Below are 15,506 nucleotides of genomic sequence, written 5' to 3' on the forward strand. Positions count from 1 at the left end.
GAGGAGATGGATATGCATGCCATTACCAATATCTTGATTTACTGGCGACAGCTGGTCTTCGCGGGCATGGTTTTCCGCTTTGGTCTTCAGCCCCTGGACCGGGCAGCGCTTCGGCGGACATCCAACACGCCGAAGGAGCCTTGAAAGCGCGGTGCCCGTGACTCCGCAAACGTCCCCATAGGCATAACCCGGACAGAAGCTTTACCAACTGAAAAGGATGTGGTGTCCCTCGAGTGGACCGATGCCTATCGCCTTGGGCGAACTCGCGCCCAAGCAAGTTTGAAAGATCGAACCGCGGCCACGGACGCTTATAGTTCCCTTGGATACATTATGCGGTTTTCAAAGCACAACAGGTCCGCAATGCACTCAACTCAATGTCCGCTCAGCACCCGTATCTGCACCCGAAGCATAACCGCCTGAATCCGCAGGACCATTGCGTCGACCAGTCCGACTGCCTCGACCATGTGTGCAGGTATAGCCAGCGCCAGGTGCTCACTTCGCCCGACGCCAGTTCGTCGTGGCTGTTGGTGCTCGGGGCTGATTACAGCGACGATGGCCCTGTTCGATGCCGTGCAGCTAGGGCGATCCTCGGGCTCGCGGTGAAGTTCCAGCCCGGGGCCAACGCCGCGTCTTGGCCGGCCGCGGCGGATTTCCTCGCCCGCGCTGCTCGGCCTCGGCCTCGACCACTTACAGCAGCGACGGAAGACTCGGCGACCGACACCGCCATGGTGTTCGCGCAGGGAAGCGCAAGCCGCGTCAAGTTGTGTTTTGAGCCATCTTGGAATTCGTCAATTGCGGGATCGATCAACTCCCGGCGGCAGGCTTTCTGCCGCTCCAGCGTGCCGACCTCGTCCTCTCCCTGAGGCGGTGCGCTGAGCCGCCTCTCCATATCTCTGCCCACTCTCTTGATGTGAGCGACCGCCGCCGTACATCCTACAACTTCGAAGGTCAGCGGGCACCGCAACCGATACACGCCACCGCACGTCCTGAATGTATTTGGCAAAAAGTCACGCATCCGAAGGGTTTTAGCAAGTGGTCACGTAGTCGATCTATCTTCGCAGCTCTCAAGGACCGCTTGGGCGTCCTGAAGATCCAGCGTCCCATGGCCCTTCGAGAAGCAGCCGAGGAGCGGCTCGAGCAGCTCGCAAACTTGCGCTCTAAGACCCTGAGCCCGCCAAAGCCGTGCCAAACTCACCGCCGAGCGCAGTTCCCACATCTTGGCATCCTGCATGCGGGCGACGTCAAGGGCACGGTGGAAGCATGCCTCGATTTCGGCTGGATCGCGCTCCGAGAGCGATGAAATGAGCTCGCCCTTGAGCCGATGTAGCTCCGCCTCACACCAGCGGTTGCTAGTGCGCGCGACACTGGTAAGCGCCTCGTCAATCAAGGTGATGCCGTCAGCAAAACGATCGACCTTGCCATATGCTTTCGCGAGTAAGCCCATCGCCCAAGGCTCGGTCATTCCTGACCCGATCGCCTGCATGCCAGCCAGCCCCTCTCGCAACCGCGCTATACCTGTCGTGACTTGGCCCCGTTCGGCCTGCACCCACCCCTGCAGGAAGACCCCTTGGGTGTGCCAGAACGGAAATTCGTGTTCTACCGCGAACGCTGACGCCAACTCCGCCGCCTCTTGCGCCTTCGCTACGTCCCGTCGATGCACGTGGAGAATCGCTGCCCAGGTTAGTACATAGGCGCGGCTGAACAAATGTCCGAGCTTCGCGGTTATGGCGAGCGCCTCGTCCATCAGTTCCAGCGCCCGGTCCTCGTAGCCGAGATACCACAGCGCCATGCCGCCGCGGCATAGGCAGATCGGTCCTCCATCTTGTCCGTAAAGCGCCAGATGCGCCCGGTGCTGGGCGATGTCGTACTGGTTGATCCCGCGTTCGAAGTGCTGCCATGCCGAGGCGAATTCGCCAAGCCAGGAGCAGGTGATGCCGAGCGCGTAGGACGCTTCCACCATGAGCACGGGTTCCGAGGTTTGCTGCGCCAACGCCAAGAGCCGTTCGCCGAGGCCCCGCGCCGCGGAAAGCTCACACCGCACTGCATGATGGATGGTGAGGCCGAGAAGCACCGGGAACAGCCTGGGCGTATCTTTGACCCGCTCCGCCAGGTTGCGAGCACGGTTGTAGATGCGCTGGACCTCCGGGTGCCCATAGCCCTTCGCAGCGGTAAGCACTTGCCCAAGGGTGGACAACAAAGTCAGCTCATGCTCGAGGCGTTCCGGGTTCTCGGGCATCTGAGCGAGCAGATCGAGGCCCTTGGCCAAATGGCCGGCGGCCTCGGCATTCGCCGCCCGCTCGTTGGCGTGCTCGCCAGCACGGTGCCAGAACGCGACCGCTTGCGGTAGCTGTCCGGCCTCCGTGAGATGATGCGCCAAGAGCTCCGGCTGGGCGGCCACGACGTGTGGGGCCCGCTCTTCGAAGACCTGGGCAATACGGCGATGCAGCTCTCGGCGACGGCTCTTGAGGAGGGACTGATATGCGGTATCGCGGACGAGAGCATGCTTGAAGCTGTAGGTCGCTTTAGGGGGACTTCCGCGCCGAAAAACCAGTTCAGTACCAGCCAGTTGATCGAGCCCCCACTGCAGCTCCGGCTCGTCGAGTGCCGCCAATGCCGCAATCAACTCATAGGAGAACTCGCGCCCAATGCACGCGCCGATCTGGGCCACCACCTTGGCCCTTCCGAGGCGGTCGAGACGGGCCATGAGCGAATCGTGCAGCGTCACCGGGATCGCCAGCAGCGGCAGAGGTGCAGCCAGTCTGAACTGATCGCCGGCCTCTCCCAGTAGACCAGATTCGAGCAGGGTTTTGGTCAACTCTTCAAGGAACAGCGGCACGCCATCGGTTTTGGCCAGAATGTAATCGAGCACTTCGACAGGCAGTGGCTTTCCACCGGTCAGCCGCTCGACCAGCGATTGAGCTTGCGTCTGGTCGAGGCGATTCAGGATCACCTTTGTCACGTGCGGGTAACTACGCCAAGGTGGCACGAACTCGGGCCTGTAGGTAATGACTAGCAGCACCGAGAGCTGCTGGATGCGGTCCACGAACAAGCCGAACAGCTCAAGGCTGCTCGGGTCCAGCCAGTGCGCGTCCTCAAGCACCATGAGCACCGGCTGCTTCGCGGCCAGGCTGGCAAGTTGGGCGATGAGCACTTCGAAGGTCCGATTCTTGCGCTGCTGGGGCGCAAGATTCAGTATGGGATAGCGGCCGGTGCTTGGGATCCCGAGAAGCTCGGTCAGCAATGGGATCGCTTCGCTCACCTCACCCACCTGTTCGGCGAGCAGTCCCTGGAGCTTGTCGAGCTTGACGGCCCATGAATCATCGCGTTCAAAGCCCGCTGCCTGTTCGAGCTCGGCAATCACCGGACGAAGCGTGCTGTTGATGTGGTAGGGTGAGGTGAAGTAGCGGCGCAACAGATGGGGTTCTCTGAGGAGGCGCTCGCGAAATGCCAGCGCAAGACGCGACTTGCCGATTCCGGCCTCGCCTTCGAGCAGGACGACCTGGCCTTCGGTGGCCTTGGCCAGAGTCCAACGATCGACCAACAGTGCGAGTTCCTGATCGCGGCCGACCGGCGGTAGCACTTCGGTCGCATGACAAGCCTCGAAGCGGTCGTCGCTCCGCACTTCGCCATGCACCCGAAAGGCCTCAGCCGCCTCAGCAAATCCCCTGATCTGCCGCACCCCAAGGCTTTCGAGCTTGAACTGGCCCCGCAGCAGCGCGCGCGTCGCCTCGGCAATGACGACCGTGCCGGGCTCTGCCAGCGCCTGCAGGCGGGCCGCTAGGTTCGGCGTCTCACCCACGACGCTACGTTCCTCGGCCTCACCGGTGCCAATGATGTCGCCCACCACGACCAGGCCAGTCGCAATTCCGATCCGAACAGCTAAGCGTTCGCCTGCCGCATCGAGCCGGTCCACCGCGTCAATCAGTGCGAGGCCGGCTCTCACGGCCCGCTCGGCATCCTCCTCGTGAGCCTGCGGGTAGCCGAAGTACACGAGGACGCCGTCACCCATATACTTGGCAACGAAGCCGTCGTACCAGCCGACGACCTGGGTGACGCAAGTATGGTAAGCAACGATCGATTGCCGCAGGTCTTCTGGATCGAGGCGCGTGGACAGTGCTGTCGATCCAACGAGATCGCAGAACATCACCGTAAGCTGTCGCCGTTCCGCCTCGCTGTGGATCGGAGATACGGAGGGTCGTGGTTTCGCCGCAAGAGGCGGCGGCTGGTGAGCTACGGCTGCGGCCGCCCGGAGAAACCGCTTGCGGTCACCAAGGGACAGGCCGAGGTCCCTCAGGTCGGCATCGGTGAGATCGTCGACGACATCGAGATCGATGCCATTTTCCAGGAAAGTTTGGCGATACCGCTCAAGCCTAATGCTGGCGAGCCAGTCTCCGATATCGGGCATGACCTAGAATCCAACTGACATGGTCCAATTGCGGCTTGCTCCGACGCGCTGTTCAGACAGGTCCAGAATTTTACACTAGCGCATGCGACTGAGATGTAACGTGCGTAACATAGCTGCGAGGCAGATTCCCGCAGCGTTTGGCTGAATAGGTCACTAATCAATATGCCACGACTTAAGCCCGGACAATTCACTTTCTACTCTTGAGCGGGTTGCTGAGCTTTGACCCATTCTATCATGGCCGGCTAAGTCATCGGTCGTTTGCCATCTAATTATGAGAATTCCGCGTCAATAATTTGAGACCGGTAACTTCTCTGGGGCTTATGCGACGCGCAGGAGGGGTAGTTGGGGCTTGAACAGTGGTCGCACGTTCAGCTCTGGCTGTCGGAACGGTGCCCGCAATCGATCACGAAGTTCGCCGTTCAGTGCGGCCGTCCTGACCCTGCATGAGCATGTGAGCATGCAATGCAACACCACCGCCAGCTTGCGGGCCAGCGCCACGCGCGCCTTTCTGGGACCGGCACGTCTGGCGACCGCCAACGCCCAGCCCTTCAGATCGGAGCCTTTGACCGGTCGCGTCAGGATCACGTTGGCCGCCTCGTAGAGCGCGGTTCGCATGCTCCCATCGCCGATCTTCGAAATGCGACCGCTATGATCGGTCTCGCCCGATTGATATTTCTTCGGCGTCAATCCGAAGTGCGGCCCGACCGCGCGTGATGAGCGGAATCGCTCCGGCGCATCGACGGCCGCGACAAACGTCAGCGCCACCAGGACACCAACGCCTGGCGTCGTCATCAGCCGCTGTGCGTTATCATCCTGGCGGGCGATGGCGCGCAGCTTGCGCTCAAAACCTGCAAATTCATGCACCAGCGCGTCGCGCACCTTCAGCAGCGAAGCGGCGATCGCTTCCAAGGTCGAATGGCCTGCAGTCAGCTCGCGGATGCGCCCCGCGTAAGTGCGCCGCGTCGTCGGCCCTACCTTGAGGCCGAAGCCGCGCAGGGATGCCCCGGATGCTCATCTTGATGTCGTGAAGCTTACCCTGAATGAGCTTGCGGGCAGTCAGCAGAGCACGCACCTCCTGGGCGGCATGCAGTGGACCGGTCTGAACCAGCCAAGCCGCATCAACTGCGCAATGCCCCGTGCGTCCTTCTTGTCGGTCTTTACCGGCATCGTCTTAGAGGCTGCACGCACGTGGCGCGTCTCGATCAGCTCGACGGAAAGACCTGCTTTCACCATCCCGGCATGGAGCCACTGCGACAAGGGGCCGGCCTCCAGACCAATTCGCTCCATCGCCACGCCGTGCCCGCCGAACCAGGCGATCAGCGCATTGGGTTCGCTGAGGATCTTTACTTCCCGCACAATGCGGCCATCCGCATCCACCACCCACACACTTGAGTATTCCAGTGATACGTCGATGCAGGCATACTGCTTCATGGTCGTCTCTCCGTGCTGCTGTGGAGCAGCCACTCCTGACTCCGCGACACCATCATTGTGAGGGACGACCACCAGCCCTTCAAACCTGGCGGGCCGGGTTCCGCCCGTTACACCATCTTTTTAGCACACATGGGGAACGCGGGAACGCTCCTGCGAAAGCGCGGAAATGCTGGGACGAGGCAGCCGTCCATCGAGATCCGGGGGGCGGTGCTGGAGAAGCGCTTCACGGCGCAGAAACGCCACGACTGGGCGGCCGACGTGCGCTTGACACGAAGCACAAAACAGCTCCTCGACGCTTCAGAACTCGATGTCGAGATTGTCTTCGTGGTCATGATGGCCGGGAAGCTCAGGCGGCGGTGGGCCGGGCACCTCGGCAACGATCGCTTCCGTCATTATCATCAGACCGGCCATGGAGGCGGCTCCCAGCAGCGCCGTGCGCACGACCTTGGCGGGATCGACGATGCCCGCCACCAGCAGGTCGCAAAAGATTCCGGCCTGCGCTTCGTAACCCCGGCCGTAATCATCACTTTGGAGAATTCTAGCGGCGACGACCGAGCCGTCCTCGCCCGCATTGGACGCAATCTGTTTCGCCGGCCAGGTTAGCGCTTCCTTGACGATGTCGATGCCGGCCTGCTGGTCGGGGTTCCCAGCCTTCAGCGTCTGGATTGCCTTGCTAGCGCGCAGCAGTGCGACGCCGCCGCCCGGCAGGATTCCCTCCTCTACCGCGGCGCGGGTGGCATGCATGGCGTTACGGAGACGGTCCTTCTTCTCCCTGACCTCCGACTCGGTCGCACCGCCGACTCGGACGACGGCGATCCCGGTGGAGAGCCGCGCCAACCGCTCCTGGAGTTTTTCCCGATCAAAGTCGGACGTGGGTAGCTCGAGCTGCGCCTTGATCGCAGCGATCCGCGCAGTGATTTCCGCGCTTGACCCGCCTCCTTCCGCGATCGTGGTATGCTGCTTGTCGATCCTGATCTTTTGGGCGCGGCCGAGATCGTCCAGCGATATGGTCTCGAGCTTCAGGCCGAGATCCTCGGAGATGACGGTTCCGCCAGTGAGCAGTGCTATGTCTTGCAGGATGGCCTTGCGGAGCTCGCCATAGGCCGGCGCCTTGACGGCTGCCACCTTGAGACCGCCGCGGAGCCTGTTGACAATCAGCGCCGCCCTGACTTCAGCCTCGATCTCCTCGGCGATGATCAGAAGCGGCTTGTCGGCCTGGAGGACCTGTTCCAGAAGCGGCAAGATTTCGCCAAGGCTCGAGAGCTTCTTCTCGCAAACAAGGACAAACGCGTCCTCCATCTCCACCCACATCTTGTTTCGATCGGTGACGAAGTAAGGCGAAATGTAGCTGCGGTCGAACTGAATACCGGTTGTTATTTCGGTTTCGGTTTCGAGCGATCTACCTTCCTCGATCATGATCACGCCGTCGTAACCGATCCTCGCCATCGCCTCGGCGATGATCTGGCCAATCTCCTGGTCTCCGTTCGCCGAATTCGTGGCGACCTGCTTGATTTCGTTATCTGAGGCAACGGGCCTTGCATTCTGTTGCAACGCCGCGCCGACGGCCTCGACGGCGCGATCGATCCCGCGCTTCACGTCCATCGGATTCATGCCGGCAGCGACTGCGCGGACACCGCCCCTGAGGATTGCGTCGGCGAGGATCACCGCCGTCGTCGTGCCGTCGCCAGCCTGATAGGAGGTCCTGACGGCGACCTGCCTGAGCAATTGAACGCCCATGTCCTCGAACCTGTCCTCTAGCTCGATTTCTCTCGCGACTGAGACGCCGTCCTTGGTGATCTTCGTGCCGAACGGGCGGTGGATGGCAACGTTTCGACCGCGCGGCCCCAGCGTAACCGCGACGGCGCGGGCAAGCGTATCGATGCCATGCAGCATGCTGTCGCGTGCCTGGAAGCCAAGCCTGATGTCCTTGGCCGTCATGTCTCCCTCCCTTTGTGCGCCGTGCATCTGAGCAGATGAACAAGGACGCGATGACCCTTGCAACGGAGTGGTCCGTCTACGACTTTGCGCGGTAGTTTTTCTGCCGCGCATGCGGCACTTTCGTGCGGCAGGCCGAGTTGATGCCAAACGTCGGTGAGAGCCGCCACAAGTTGCCCGATCATGATGTCGTCGTGGCACGGCGAGGGCGTGATGCGCAGCCGCTCGGTTCCCCTCGCCACGGTCGGATAATTGATCGGTTGGATATAGATGCCGTACTCGGCGAGCAGCATGTCGGATGCCGCCTTGCATTTCGCCGGATCGCCGGTCCGCACCGGAACGATGTGGCTGTCGCTGGCCATGACCGGCAGCTTCGCCGCAGTTAGCTCCGCCTTCACCCGCTGGACACGATCTTGATGATTCTGGCGCTCAACCTGAGAGACCTTCAAATGGCGGATCGAGGCGGTGGCGGCGGCACAGATCGGCGGCGGTAGGGCTGATCGCACCGTGCCCGGTACTTTGGGTTGCGACAAACGCTCCGGCATGGTCGTCCCCTGTCTCTGCGTTGCATCCGTTTCGACGCAACTTTATTGACCGGCCCTGGTCATCAGTCGCCGCAGCGTGTCGGCTATGGCGTCAGCGGGTGTGCCGGCCTTCAGTCCGCGCACGAAGCGGCCCTGAGGATTCATGACGTAAATATATGTGCTGTGATCGACGACATAGTCGCCCGCGCTCGCGCCCGATGAGTGCCGCTCGCTAAAGGCGCCATACTCCTCCGACACGGCGGCGATCTGCCGCTGACTTCCGCTTAAACCGACGATACGCCGGTCGATCGCGCCGATATACTGCCCCACTACATCGGGCGTATCGCGTTCGGGGTCGACGGTGATGAAGACCGGCTGCACCTTTGCCGCGTCGGGGCCTAGCTTGTCGAGGGCCAGTGCAATCTCGCTCAGCGACGTTGGGCAGAGGTCTGGACAATAAGTGTAACCGAAGAACACCAGCATCCATTTCCCACGGAAGCTTGCATCGGTTACCGTCGATCCGTCCGGTGCGATCAAGCTAAACGGTCCTCCGATCGTCACAGGCGAAACGGCGAAAGCAGGCGCGGTGACGATGAATGCCGCGGCTGATATGAAGCCGCAGAGGACGGCGCTGCAAAAAGCTGAAGCACCACGCTGATCTTTCCGCCCTTCCACGTCGTGCCTCCCTCCTCGCGAGCCGATGCTGTCGCCGCACGCTGTGGGCGGCATAAAACGGATGCGTGGCGACCTGGTCAGGAAGAGCCGATTGCAACTGATGCGGAATGAGGCGCGGCCGGGTGTTTCCCGCTGGCTGTCGCCAGCCCTACCGATTCAACTTGATATTAGAACCATTCTGAAAGAGAATGCAATCTTCCTTTTGGGAAGGGAGGTTGCTATGCGAAAGCGCCACTTCTTCTCCGAGTTTTTCATAAGCGCCGCAGTGATGACGATGGCATCTCCCGCGCTGTCCTATGAGGTCAGCGCTGTAACCGGAGGTGGGTCCATTGAAGGCGTTATCGTGTATCGTGGCACCGTCCCGACGCAGAAGATCATACCGACCAAGGATGTCGAGGTTTGCGGGGATCCGCGGGAAGAGCCGCTGATCCGCGTTGGAGCAAACCAGGCCGTCGAAAGCGCGGTCGTGTACTTGGTCGAGGTGGCCTCCGGCAAGGATTGGCCGGCAGCCGGCAAGACACCTGAGCTCGACAATGAGAAATGCCGCTTTGTACCGGAAGTGCAGGTGATCGCTCCCGGGCCGCTCGACGTCGTCAACTCGGACCCGATGCTGCACAACACCCATGGCTATTACGGCAAGCGCACCGCCTTCAACTTGGCCCTGCCGAACCAGGGTCAGCGCATCCCCACCGAATTGCCCCGTCCAGGCACGGTGCGCATCGACTGCGACGCGCATGGCTGGATGGAAGGCTGGATCTACGTGGTGGACAATCCCTACTACGCGGTTACCGGCGCTGACGGCAAGTTTTCCATCACTGACATTCCGCCGGGCGACTACAAGCTCGTGGCAGTGCAGCCCTTTATCGGACCTATGGAATTTTCCGTTAGCGTCGAGGGCGGGAAAGCCACCAAGCTCGATATCGAGCTTATGAAGAAGTAGTATCAGTAAACGTATCGGCATGAGAAAAGTAAGGAAAGAACAAGAAAAGTACTGACTGGCTTACATGCCATGTCTGCCTCTGTGGGGCCGAGTTCTTCTTCTTTCGGCCTGAGAGGAGGATTCGTCATGTCTGACGAACTTGATCGCATTCGTCGTGAAATGCATTCCGTACTGCAACCCGAAGGGGTTCGCCCCGACGACTCACTGAAAATTACCCGCCGCACCTTTATCCACGGATCCCTGGTATTCGGCGCGGCAACTGTCGGCCAGGCCTTCGCCTGGTGGCCGCTGCTCAACACGCTCGATATTGCCCATGCCGCCGAGGCGCCGTTCAAGTTTGCCTGGATCTCCGACACCCATCTCTATCCAAGGTCCTTGAACACACGCTTCGTCGACAAGGTCGTGCGTGCAGCGCAGGAAGTCCAGGCGATGGATCCGCCGGCCGATTTCTTGATCTTCGGTGGCGATCTGGCCCAGCTCGGAAAGATCGAAGAACTGGAACTCGGCGTCGATCTCCTAAAGGAGATTAAGATCCCGAAGCACTACATCCCAGGCGAGCACGACTGGTACCTCGACATGGGCAAGAAATGGGGCGAGCTGTTTGGCCAACCCAATTGGACCTTCGACCATAAGGGCGTGCGCTTTATCGGCCTCGATACCGTCAGCAGAGGTCCGGACTACTGGACCGCCAAGAACATGACCCCCGAGGAACGCATGGGCCACATGGCCACCCTCGATGGTACAGTCGCCGGGCCATGGGCCGGTGTCGGCCGGGACCAGCTCGACTGGATGGAAAAGACGTTGGCCGACTGGGACAAGACCAGACCGGTGGTCATCTTTAGCCACAACCCGCTCTACGAATATTATCCGCCATGGAATTTCTGGGTGCGTGACTGGCGCGAGGTGCATGAGGTGTTGAAGCCGTTCGCAAAGGTCACCAACATTCACGGCCACGTGCATCAGGTGCTCTACAACGAGATCGGCACATTGCGGTCGATCGGCATGCTGGCGACTTCCTGGCCCTGGCCTTATGCACCGGAAGGCTTGCCGAAGCTTACCAAACCCATGATCCGCGTCGACCCCGGCGATCCCTATGATGGCGTTGGCTGGGAAAAGATAGATGTGGCGGCCACCGATGAGGTCGACGTGGAATACATCATGTGGGGCCGCAAAGAGGTCTTCGTGCAGTCCCCCGAAGACCATGACAAGAATGTTTCGGAGATCATTCGCCCGAGGATCGCCGACAACATGTGGCCATACTAGGGAGGGCTGATCATGACGATCAAGCCAAGTTTCCGCAGCCTTCTGCGGCGCTCCGCGGCTGCCGGGAGTATCGCGCTGGCCGCTGTCCTCGTCGGGCCGGCAAGCGCTCACAAGGATCCGGTAAGTCCGGAGCAGCTCAAGATCTACCAGGAGGCGTTCATGGAAGAGGTCAGGAAGGGCGACCTCCTCTTCCATGGCGATCAGGCGACAGCCGATGCTATGGGCGTCGGTACGAGCCTCTCGAAGACCGGCATGGCATGCGCCATGTGTCACCCGATGGCGTCCGACACCCATCCGCAATCCTTCCCGAAATTCCAGGCGCAGATGGCAAAGTTCGCAACGCTACGCGACATGATCAACTGGTGCATCGAAAAGCCGAACCAGGGCGAGAAGATTGATCCTGAGTCGGAGGCCATGAAGGCTCTCGAAGCCTATATTACCTGGTCCAACACTGGTTCGGTGCTGCAGCCAGGAAAGTTTTAGGCGGCCGCCATCCGGATGAGCGGTCCTGGCCATCCTTGCGTGAAGCCTCACTGGCGTGGGGAAGAGGAGGCATGTCTTGGCAGAGACCGCGGTCGTGTTGCGCGGTAGGTTCGCCGACGTTGACCTGGACAAACTGGTTGACGGCCCCGTCGTGCGTACGTGGCTCTATTGGGGCATGTTCTGGCTGATGGTGACGCCCTCGGTCGGGGTCGTCATTTCTGGCCTGTTCACCTATCCCGACTATCTCGGCACGGGCAATCTTGAATTGACCTTCGGCCGATTGCGCCCTGTCCATGTCAATGGCGTCATCTTCGGGGCTTTTTCGGCCCTGTTCATCGGAGAATGCTACTATCTGGTGCCGCGCCTCTGCGGCGTGCGCGTGCCGTGGCCCGGCCTCGGAATACCTATGGCATGGCTGTGGAATGTGGCTCTCGCCGCCGCCCTCGTCTCCCTGACTTTCGGTGAAAATCACGGCCTGGAGGCAGGGGAACTGCCGCTTTTTGCGGAAGTCCCGATCTTCGCCGTCGTGGCGACCGTGACCGCGCAGTTCCTCCTCACCATATCCAGGCGGCTCGAGCCCCCGCTCTATGTCGCCTTGTGGTATCTGATCGGAGCTTTCGTCTGGACAACGATGAACCTCGTGCTCGGCAGTTTCATCCTGCCCTACACGATCGCCGGCATCAACAGCGCCGCGTTCCATGGCCTTTACATCCATTACATCGTGGGTCTTTGGTTGACGCCTGCTGGCTATGTGCTGATCTACTTTTTCTTGCCGCTCAGCGCCCGCAATCCACTTTTCTCCCACAAGCTCTCGCTCGTCGGTTTCTGGTCGCTCGCGCTCTTCTATCCGTTCGTCGGCATTCATCACTATCTTTACAGTCCGATCGCCGACTGGGCCGAGACGATCGCTATCGTCACCTCGATGCTGCTGATAATTCCCGTCTGGACCGTGCTGGTCAACTTCTTCGGCACGATGATGGGCAAGTGGCACGAATTCGGCAGGAACCTGCCCGCCAAGTTCCTGATCACGGGTTCAATCATGTACCTGGTCGGCTGCTTCCAGGGCTCGACCGAGGCGCTGCGCAGCCTGCAGCAGCCAACCCATTTCACCGACTTCGTTATCTCGCACTCGCACTTGACCGTGTTCGGAACCTTCGTCATCTGGGCGATGGGTGGCCTGATCTATGTCTGGCCACGTTTGTTTGAGCGCGAACTCTGGTCGTTCAAGCTGGGCAATTGGGCCTTTTGGTTGATTACCGTCGGCATCTCCACGATGGGGCTTGTGCTGACCGCCGGCGGCCTCCAGCAGGGTTTCCAGTGGATGAACGGCGTTGAATGGCTGGATACCGTAGTCCAGATGAAACCCTACTGGTTTGTCCGCACCGTCGCCGGCATCAGTATGGATCTCGGCATGGCGCTGCTGGTAATCAACCTCGCATTGACCACGCTTGCCGAGCCCAGCATCGAGAGACGGATGGTTCCGCAGCCGGGTCCGTTGCCTGCCGGGGAGCCTGCCGAATGACTGCGCGGTTCGTAGCCCTCGTGGCAGGCGTCCTCTTCTTCTTTCTCGCAGTGTTCACTCAAGGCATTTTGCCCTTCTTCGAACCGACGGCGCGCACCACCAAGGTAACGACGGTTGTCCGCACCGGATTTGGCCAGCTCAAATGGATGGTCACCGAGGCAACAGACTACACACCGCTGCAGAAGGAGGGCCGCGCCATCTACCTGCGCGAAGGCTGCTGGTATTGCCACTCCCAGTTCGTCCGTCCCGTGACGGGCGAGACGCGTCGCTGGGGGCCTGTGACGGAAGCCGGCGAATTTGCCTATGACGTGCCGCATCTGTTCGGCACGCGGCGCATCGGCCCGGACCTGATGCGGGTCGGCCTCAAATTCAGCGACGAGTGGCACCTGGCTCATTTCTGGGATCCGCGAATGCTTTCGCCGGACTCGATCATGGCCCCCTATCGGGGCCTCTTCAACGAGCCCGCCGGAACGGCCCGCATCGTTGACGACGGCGCGGGAAATCGGACGCTGGAAAGGACGTCGGTAACCGAGTCCCTGTTCAATTTCGACAGTCAGGTCTCGATTTCCCTGACGCCGAGCGCCGACGGCCTGCTTTTCGTTCCCCTTGCTGCGCGCGACAAGAAACCGATTGTCCTTATCCCCGGCGAACAGTTTGCCGGGGAAGCGGTCAGAATCGCGGCTGAAACGCAGGAGCTCCAAGCCCTCATCGCTTATCTTCAGAAACTTGGCATGCAACGTGGCAAGTGGCGTGATTTGTTCGAACCGCAGCAATTGGAAGTGATCGACGTCACATTCCCTCGCTCCGACGAATGGATCGCCCATGGCAAGGAGGTTTACGAAAGACGCTGTCTCGGTTGCCACGGGGTCAAGGGCGACGGCAACGGGCCGGCCGCAACCTTCCTCTACAAGCAGCGTCCGCGCGACTTCTCGGCCGCCGTGTTCAAGTTCAGGCTGACAAAGGAGCCGCTGCCGACGGACGGTGACCTGTTGCGCACCATCACACGCGGCATTCGTGGCACGGCAATGCCCGCGTGGCACGAATTGCCGGTCAATGATCGCCTCGCCGTCATCCAGTACATCAAATTCGAACTTGCCGTTGATCGCTCCGATCCGTCCGCGCCCTATGCGTTCTTCGTCGAAGAGCCGCCCGGTCCGCCACTGATAATCGGCCGCCCTCCGGATCCCACCTTGCAGGTACTCACCCGTGGAAAGGAAATCTGGCAGGCGGCCAAGTGTTGGGAGTGCCACGGCCAGGGCGGCAAGGGCGATGGCGAAAAAGCTGCGGGTCTCAAGGATGACCTCGGCTTCCCGGTCGTGCCGGCCGATCTCACAAGCGGTCAGTTCAAATCGGGGCCGGCAGTCGAGGACATCTTTCGCACGATTTCCACCGGCATGAGCGGCACGCCAATGCCGTCCTACCGGAATGCCTTTCCGGACGAGGACCGCTGGGCGCTCTCCTACCATGTTCTGGTGCTCTCCGCCTACAAGGACCCGCTGACGCTCGAACCTCTGAACATTCCGGAGGCCGATCGCAAGGCGCTCGACGAGCTCGATCGGCAGGCAGCAACCCCGGACAAGGCCTATGTCCCGGGCAGCGGCACGGCAGTGGGCGCGGGCGAAAACGGCCCGGCGGCGGGAATGGCGCAAGGAGGCTGACCGTGCCCGAATTTGAGATCACCGGACCCTATATTGGCGCCCTTCTTATGAGCCTCGGCGCCTTGTGCCTGTTCATCTGGGGCGTGCTCTCAGGCGCCCTCTACAACACGGACGAAGCGTCGAGCAAATTTTTTGAAAGGGAAATGGAGAATGAAGGACGTGCACGAGAGCAACCCCGAGAACGTGACGCGGGATGAGCCGGAGCTGGCCGACGCTCCCCGCCATGACATGGAAGAATACTTGGGCGGAACGATAAAGTCGCGCCACGGCTACATACCTGTGTGGCTGCTGGTCGTCTATTTCGTGCTATTCGCCTGGGCCCTCTACTACGCTTACCAGTATTGGGGCGGCCTGGGACCTGGTCGGATCTGATGTTCAGGAAGATGTTGGCAGCGCGGATCATTCTAGCAGTCGCGGCACTGAACTTGCTCCTTTTGCTCGCTACGCTGACGCTCAATCTCGTCTTGGCTTTTTGGGGCTGACAGGAGGAATGCATGTTGCCGCAGACCGCCTTCTCGATTGCCGATGCAGGGATTATCCAGACCCTGGCCTTCGTAGGGGGAGCGATTTTCCACATCGGCTTCTTCGTCTGGGTGGCGTACCTCGCCTGGAAATAGTTGCTTCCCGGAAGCGACGGCCGCCGCCTGTCTCGCGCGCCTGAGCTCGAGCG

The 15,506-nt window shown here is 60.9% G+C and carries 12 protein-coding genes and 3 pseudogenes; 9 read left to right on the top strand and 6 right to left on the bottom strand.

What is annotated here, in order from left to right:
- Positions 1 to 12: 12 nt before the first annotated feature.
- Positions 13 to 144 (top strand): hypothetical protein, encoded by a 132-nt coding sequence (locus N181_RS35220; RefSeq protein WP_272949718.1) that lies wholly within the window; start codon positions 13 to 15, stop codon positions 142 to 144.
- Positions 145 to 371: 227 nt separating this feature from the next.
- Here N181_RS35220 and N181_RS35555 read toward each other — a convergent pair.
- From N181_RS35555 to N181_RS18185, 6 genes and pseudogenes are all read right to left on the bottom strand, one after another.
- A pseudogene (locus N181_RS35555) lies at positions 372 to 529 on the bottom strand (HlyD family secretion protein); the annotation flags it as partial.
- 507 nt (positions 530 to 1,036) lie between these two features.
- On the bottom strand, positions 1,037 to 4,405 hold the full coding sequence (locus N181_RS18165) for an AAA family ATPase (protein WP_037434343.1): 3,369 nt from the start codon (positions 4,403 to 4,405) through the stop codon (positions 1,037 to 1,039).
- Positions 4,406 to 4,861: 456 nt separating this feature from the next.
- Positions 4,862 to 5,836: pseudogene (locus N181_RS18170) on the bottom strand (IS110 family RNA-guided transposase); the annotation flags it as partial.
- Between the two features lie 297 nt (positions 5,837 to 6,133).
- Positions 6,134 to 7,774: a chaperonin GroEL gene (gene groL, locus N181_RS18175; protein WP_037434344.1), complete on the bottom strand. Its 1,641-nt coding sequence runs from the start codon at positions 7,772 to 7,774 to the stop codon at positions 6,134 to 6,136.
- Between the two features lie 110 nt (positions 7,775 to 7,884).
- Positions 7,885 to 8,286: pseudogene (locus N181_RS18180) on the bottom strand (aminotransferase class I/II-fold pyridoxal phosphate-dependent enzyme); the annotation flags it as partial.
- A gap of 72 nt (positions 8,287 to 8,358) precedes the next feature.
- A complete protein-coding gene (locus tag N181_RS18185) occupies positions 8,359 to 8,970 on the bottom strand; it encodes an SCO family protein (RefSeq protein ID WP_037434345.1) in 612 nt (203 codons plus the stop codon).
- 220 nt (positions 8,971 to 9,190) lie between these two features.
- On the opposite strand from N181_RS18185, the gene N181_RS18190 reads away from it, so the two are divergent.
- The 8 genes from N181_RS18190 (at position 9,191) to N181_RS35225 (ending at position 15,453) form a co-directional block, all read left to right on the top strand.
- Positions 9,191 to 9,910, top strand: coding sequence for a hypothetical protein (locus N181_RS18190; RefSeq protein ID WP_037400188.1), 720 nt, complete (start codon positions 9,191 to 9,193; stop codon positions 9,908 to 9,910).
- A 126-nt stretch (positions 9,911 to 10,036) separates the two neighbouring features.
- Positions 10,037 to 11,173 carry a metallophosphoesterase family protein gene (locus tag N181_RS18195; protein ID WP_037434346.1) on the top strand — a complete coding sequence of 379 codons (1,137 nt, stop codon included), beginning with the start codon at positions 10,037 to 10,039 and terminating at the stop codon, positions 11,171 to 11,173.
- Between the two features lie 12 nt (positions 11,174 to 11,185).
- The gene (locus N181_RS18200; RefSeq protein ID WP_037434348.1) at positions 11,186 to 11,656 is read left to right on the top strand and encodes a c-type cytochrome; all 471 of its coding nucleotides are present in this window, start codon (positions 11,186 to 11,188) and stop codon (positions 11,654 to 11,656) included.
- A gap of 76 nt (positions 11,657 to 11,732) precedes the next feature.
- On the top strand, positions 11,733 to 13,178 hold the full coding sequence (locus N181_RS18205) for a cbb3-type cytochrome c oxidase subunit I (protein WP_037434350.1): 1,446 nt from the start codon (positions 11,733 to 11,735) through the stop codon (positions 13,176 to 13,178).
- Positions 13,175 to 14,836: a cbb3-type cytochrome c oxidase subunit II gene (locus tag N181_RS18210; RefSeq protein WP_037400175.1), complete on the top strand. Its 1,662-nt coding sequence runs from the start codon at positions 13,175 to 13,177 to the stop codon at positions 14,834 to 14,836. Before N181_RS18205 ends, N181_RS18210 begins: the two co-directional genes overlap by 4 nt.
- Positions 14,837 to 14,838: 2 nt before the next feature.
- Positions 14,839 to 15,033, top strand: a complete 195-nt coding sequence (locus tag N181_RS34285) for a hypothetical protein (protein WP_080577740.1) — start codon at positions 14,839 to 14,841, stop codon at positions 15,031 to 15,033.
- A complete protein-coding gene (locus tag N181_RS18215) occupies positions 14,987 to 15,208 on the top strand; it encodes a hypothetical protein (protein ID WP_014331376.1) in 222 nt (73 codons plus the stop codon). The genes N181_RS34285 and N181_RS18215 overlap by 47 nt, the downstream gene beginning before the upstream one ends.
- A gap of 122 nt (positions 15,209 to 15,330) precedes the next feature.
- Complete coding sequence (locus N181_RS35225) at positions 15,331 to 15,453, top strand: hypothetical protein (protein WP_014331375.1); 123 nt, start codon at positions 15,331 to 15,333, stop codon at positions 15,451 to 15,453.
- The last annotated feature ends 53 nt before the right edge of the window (positions 15,454 to 15,506 follow it).

The organism is Sinorhizobium fredii USDA 205 (genome assembly GCF_001461695.1).
In the GTDB taxonomy this organism is placed as follows: domain Bacteria; phylum Pseudomonadota; class Alphaproteobacteria; order Rhizobiales; family Rhizobiaceae; genus Sinorhizobium; species Sinorhizobium fredii.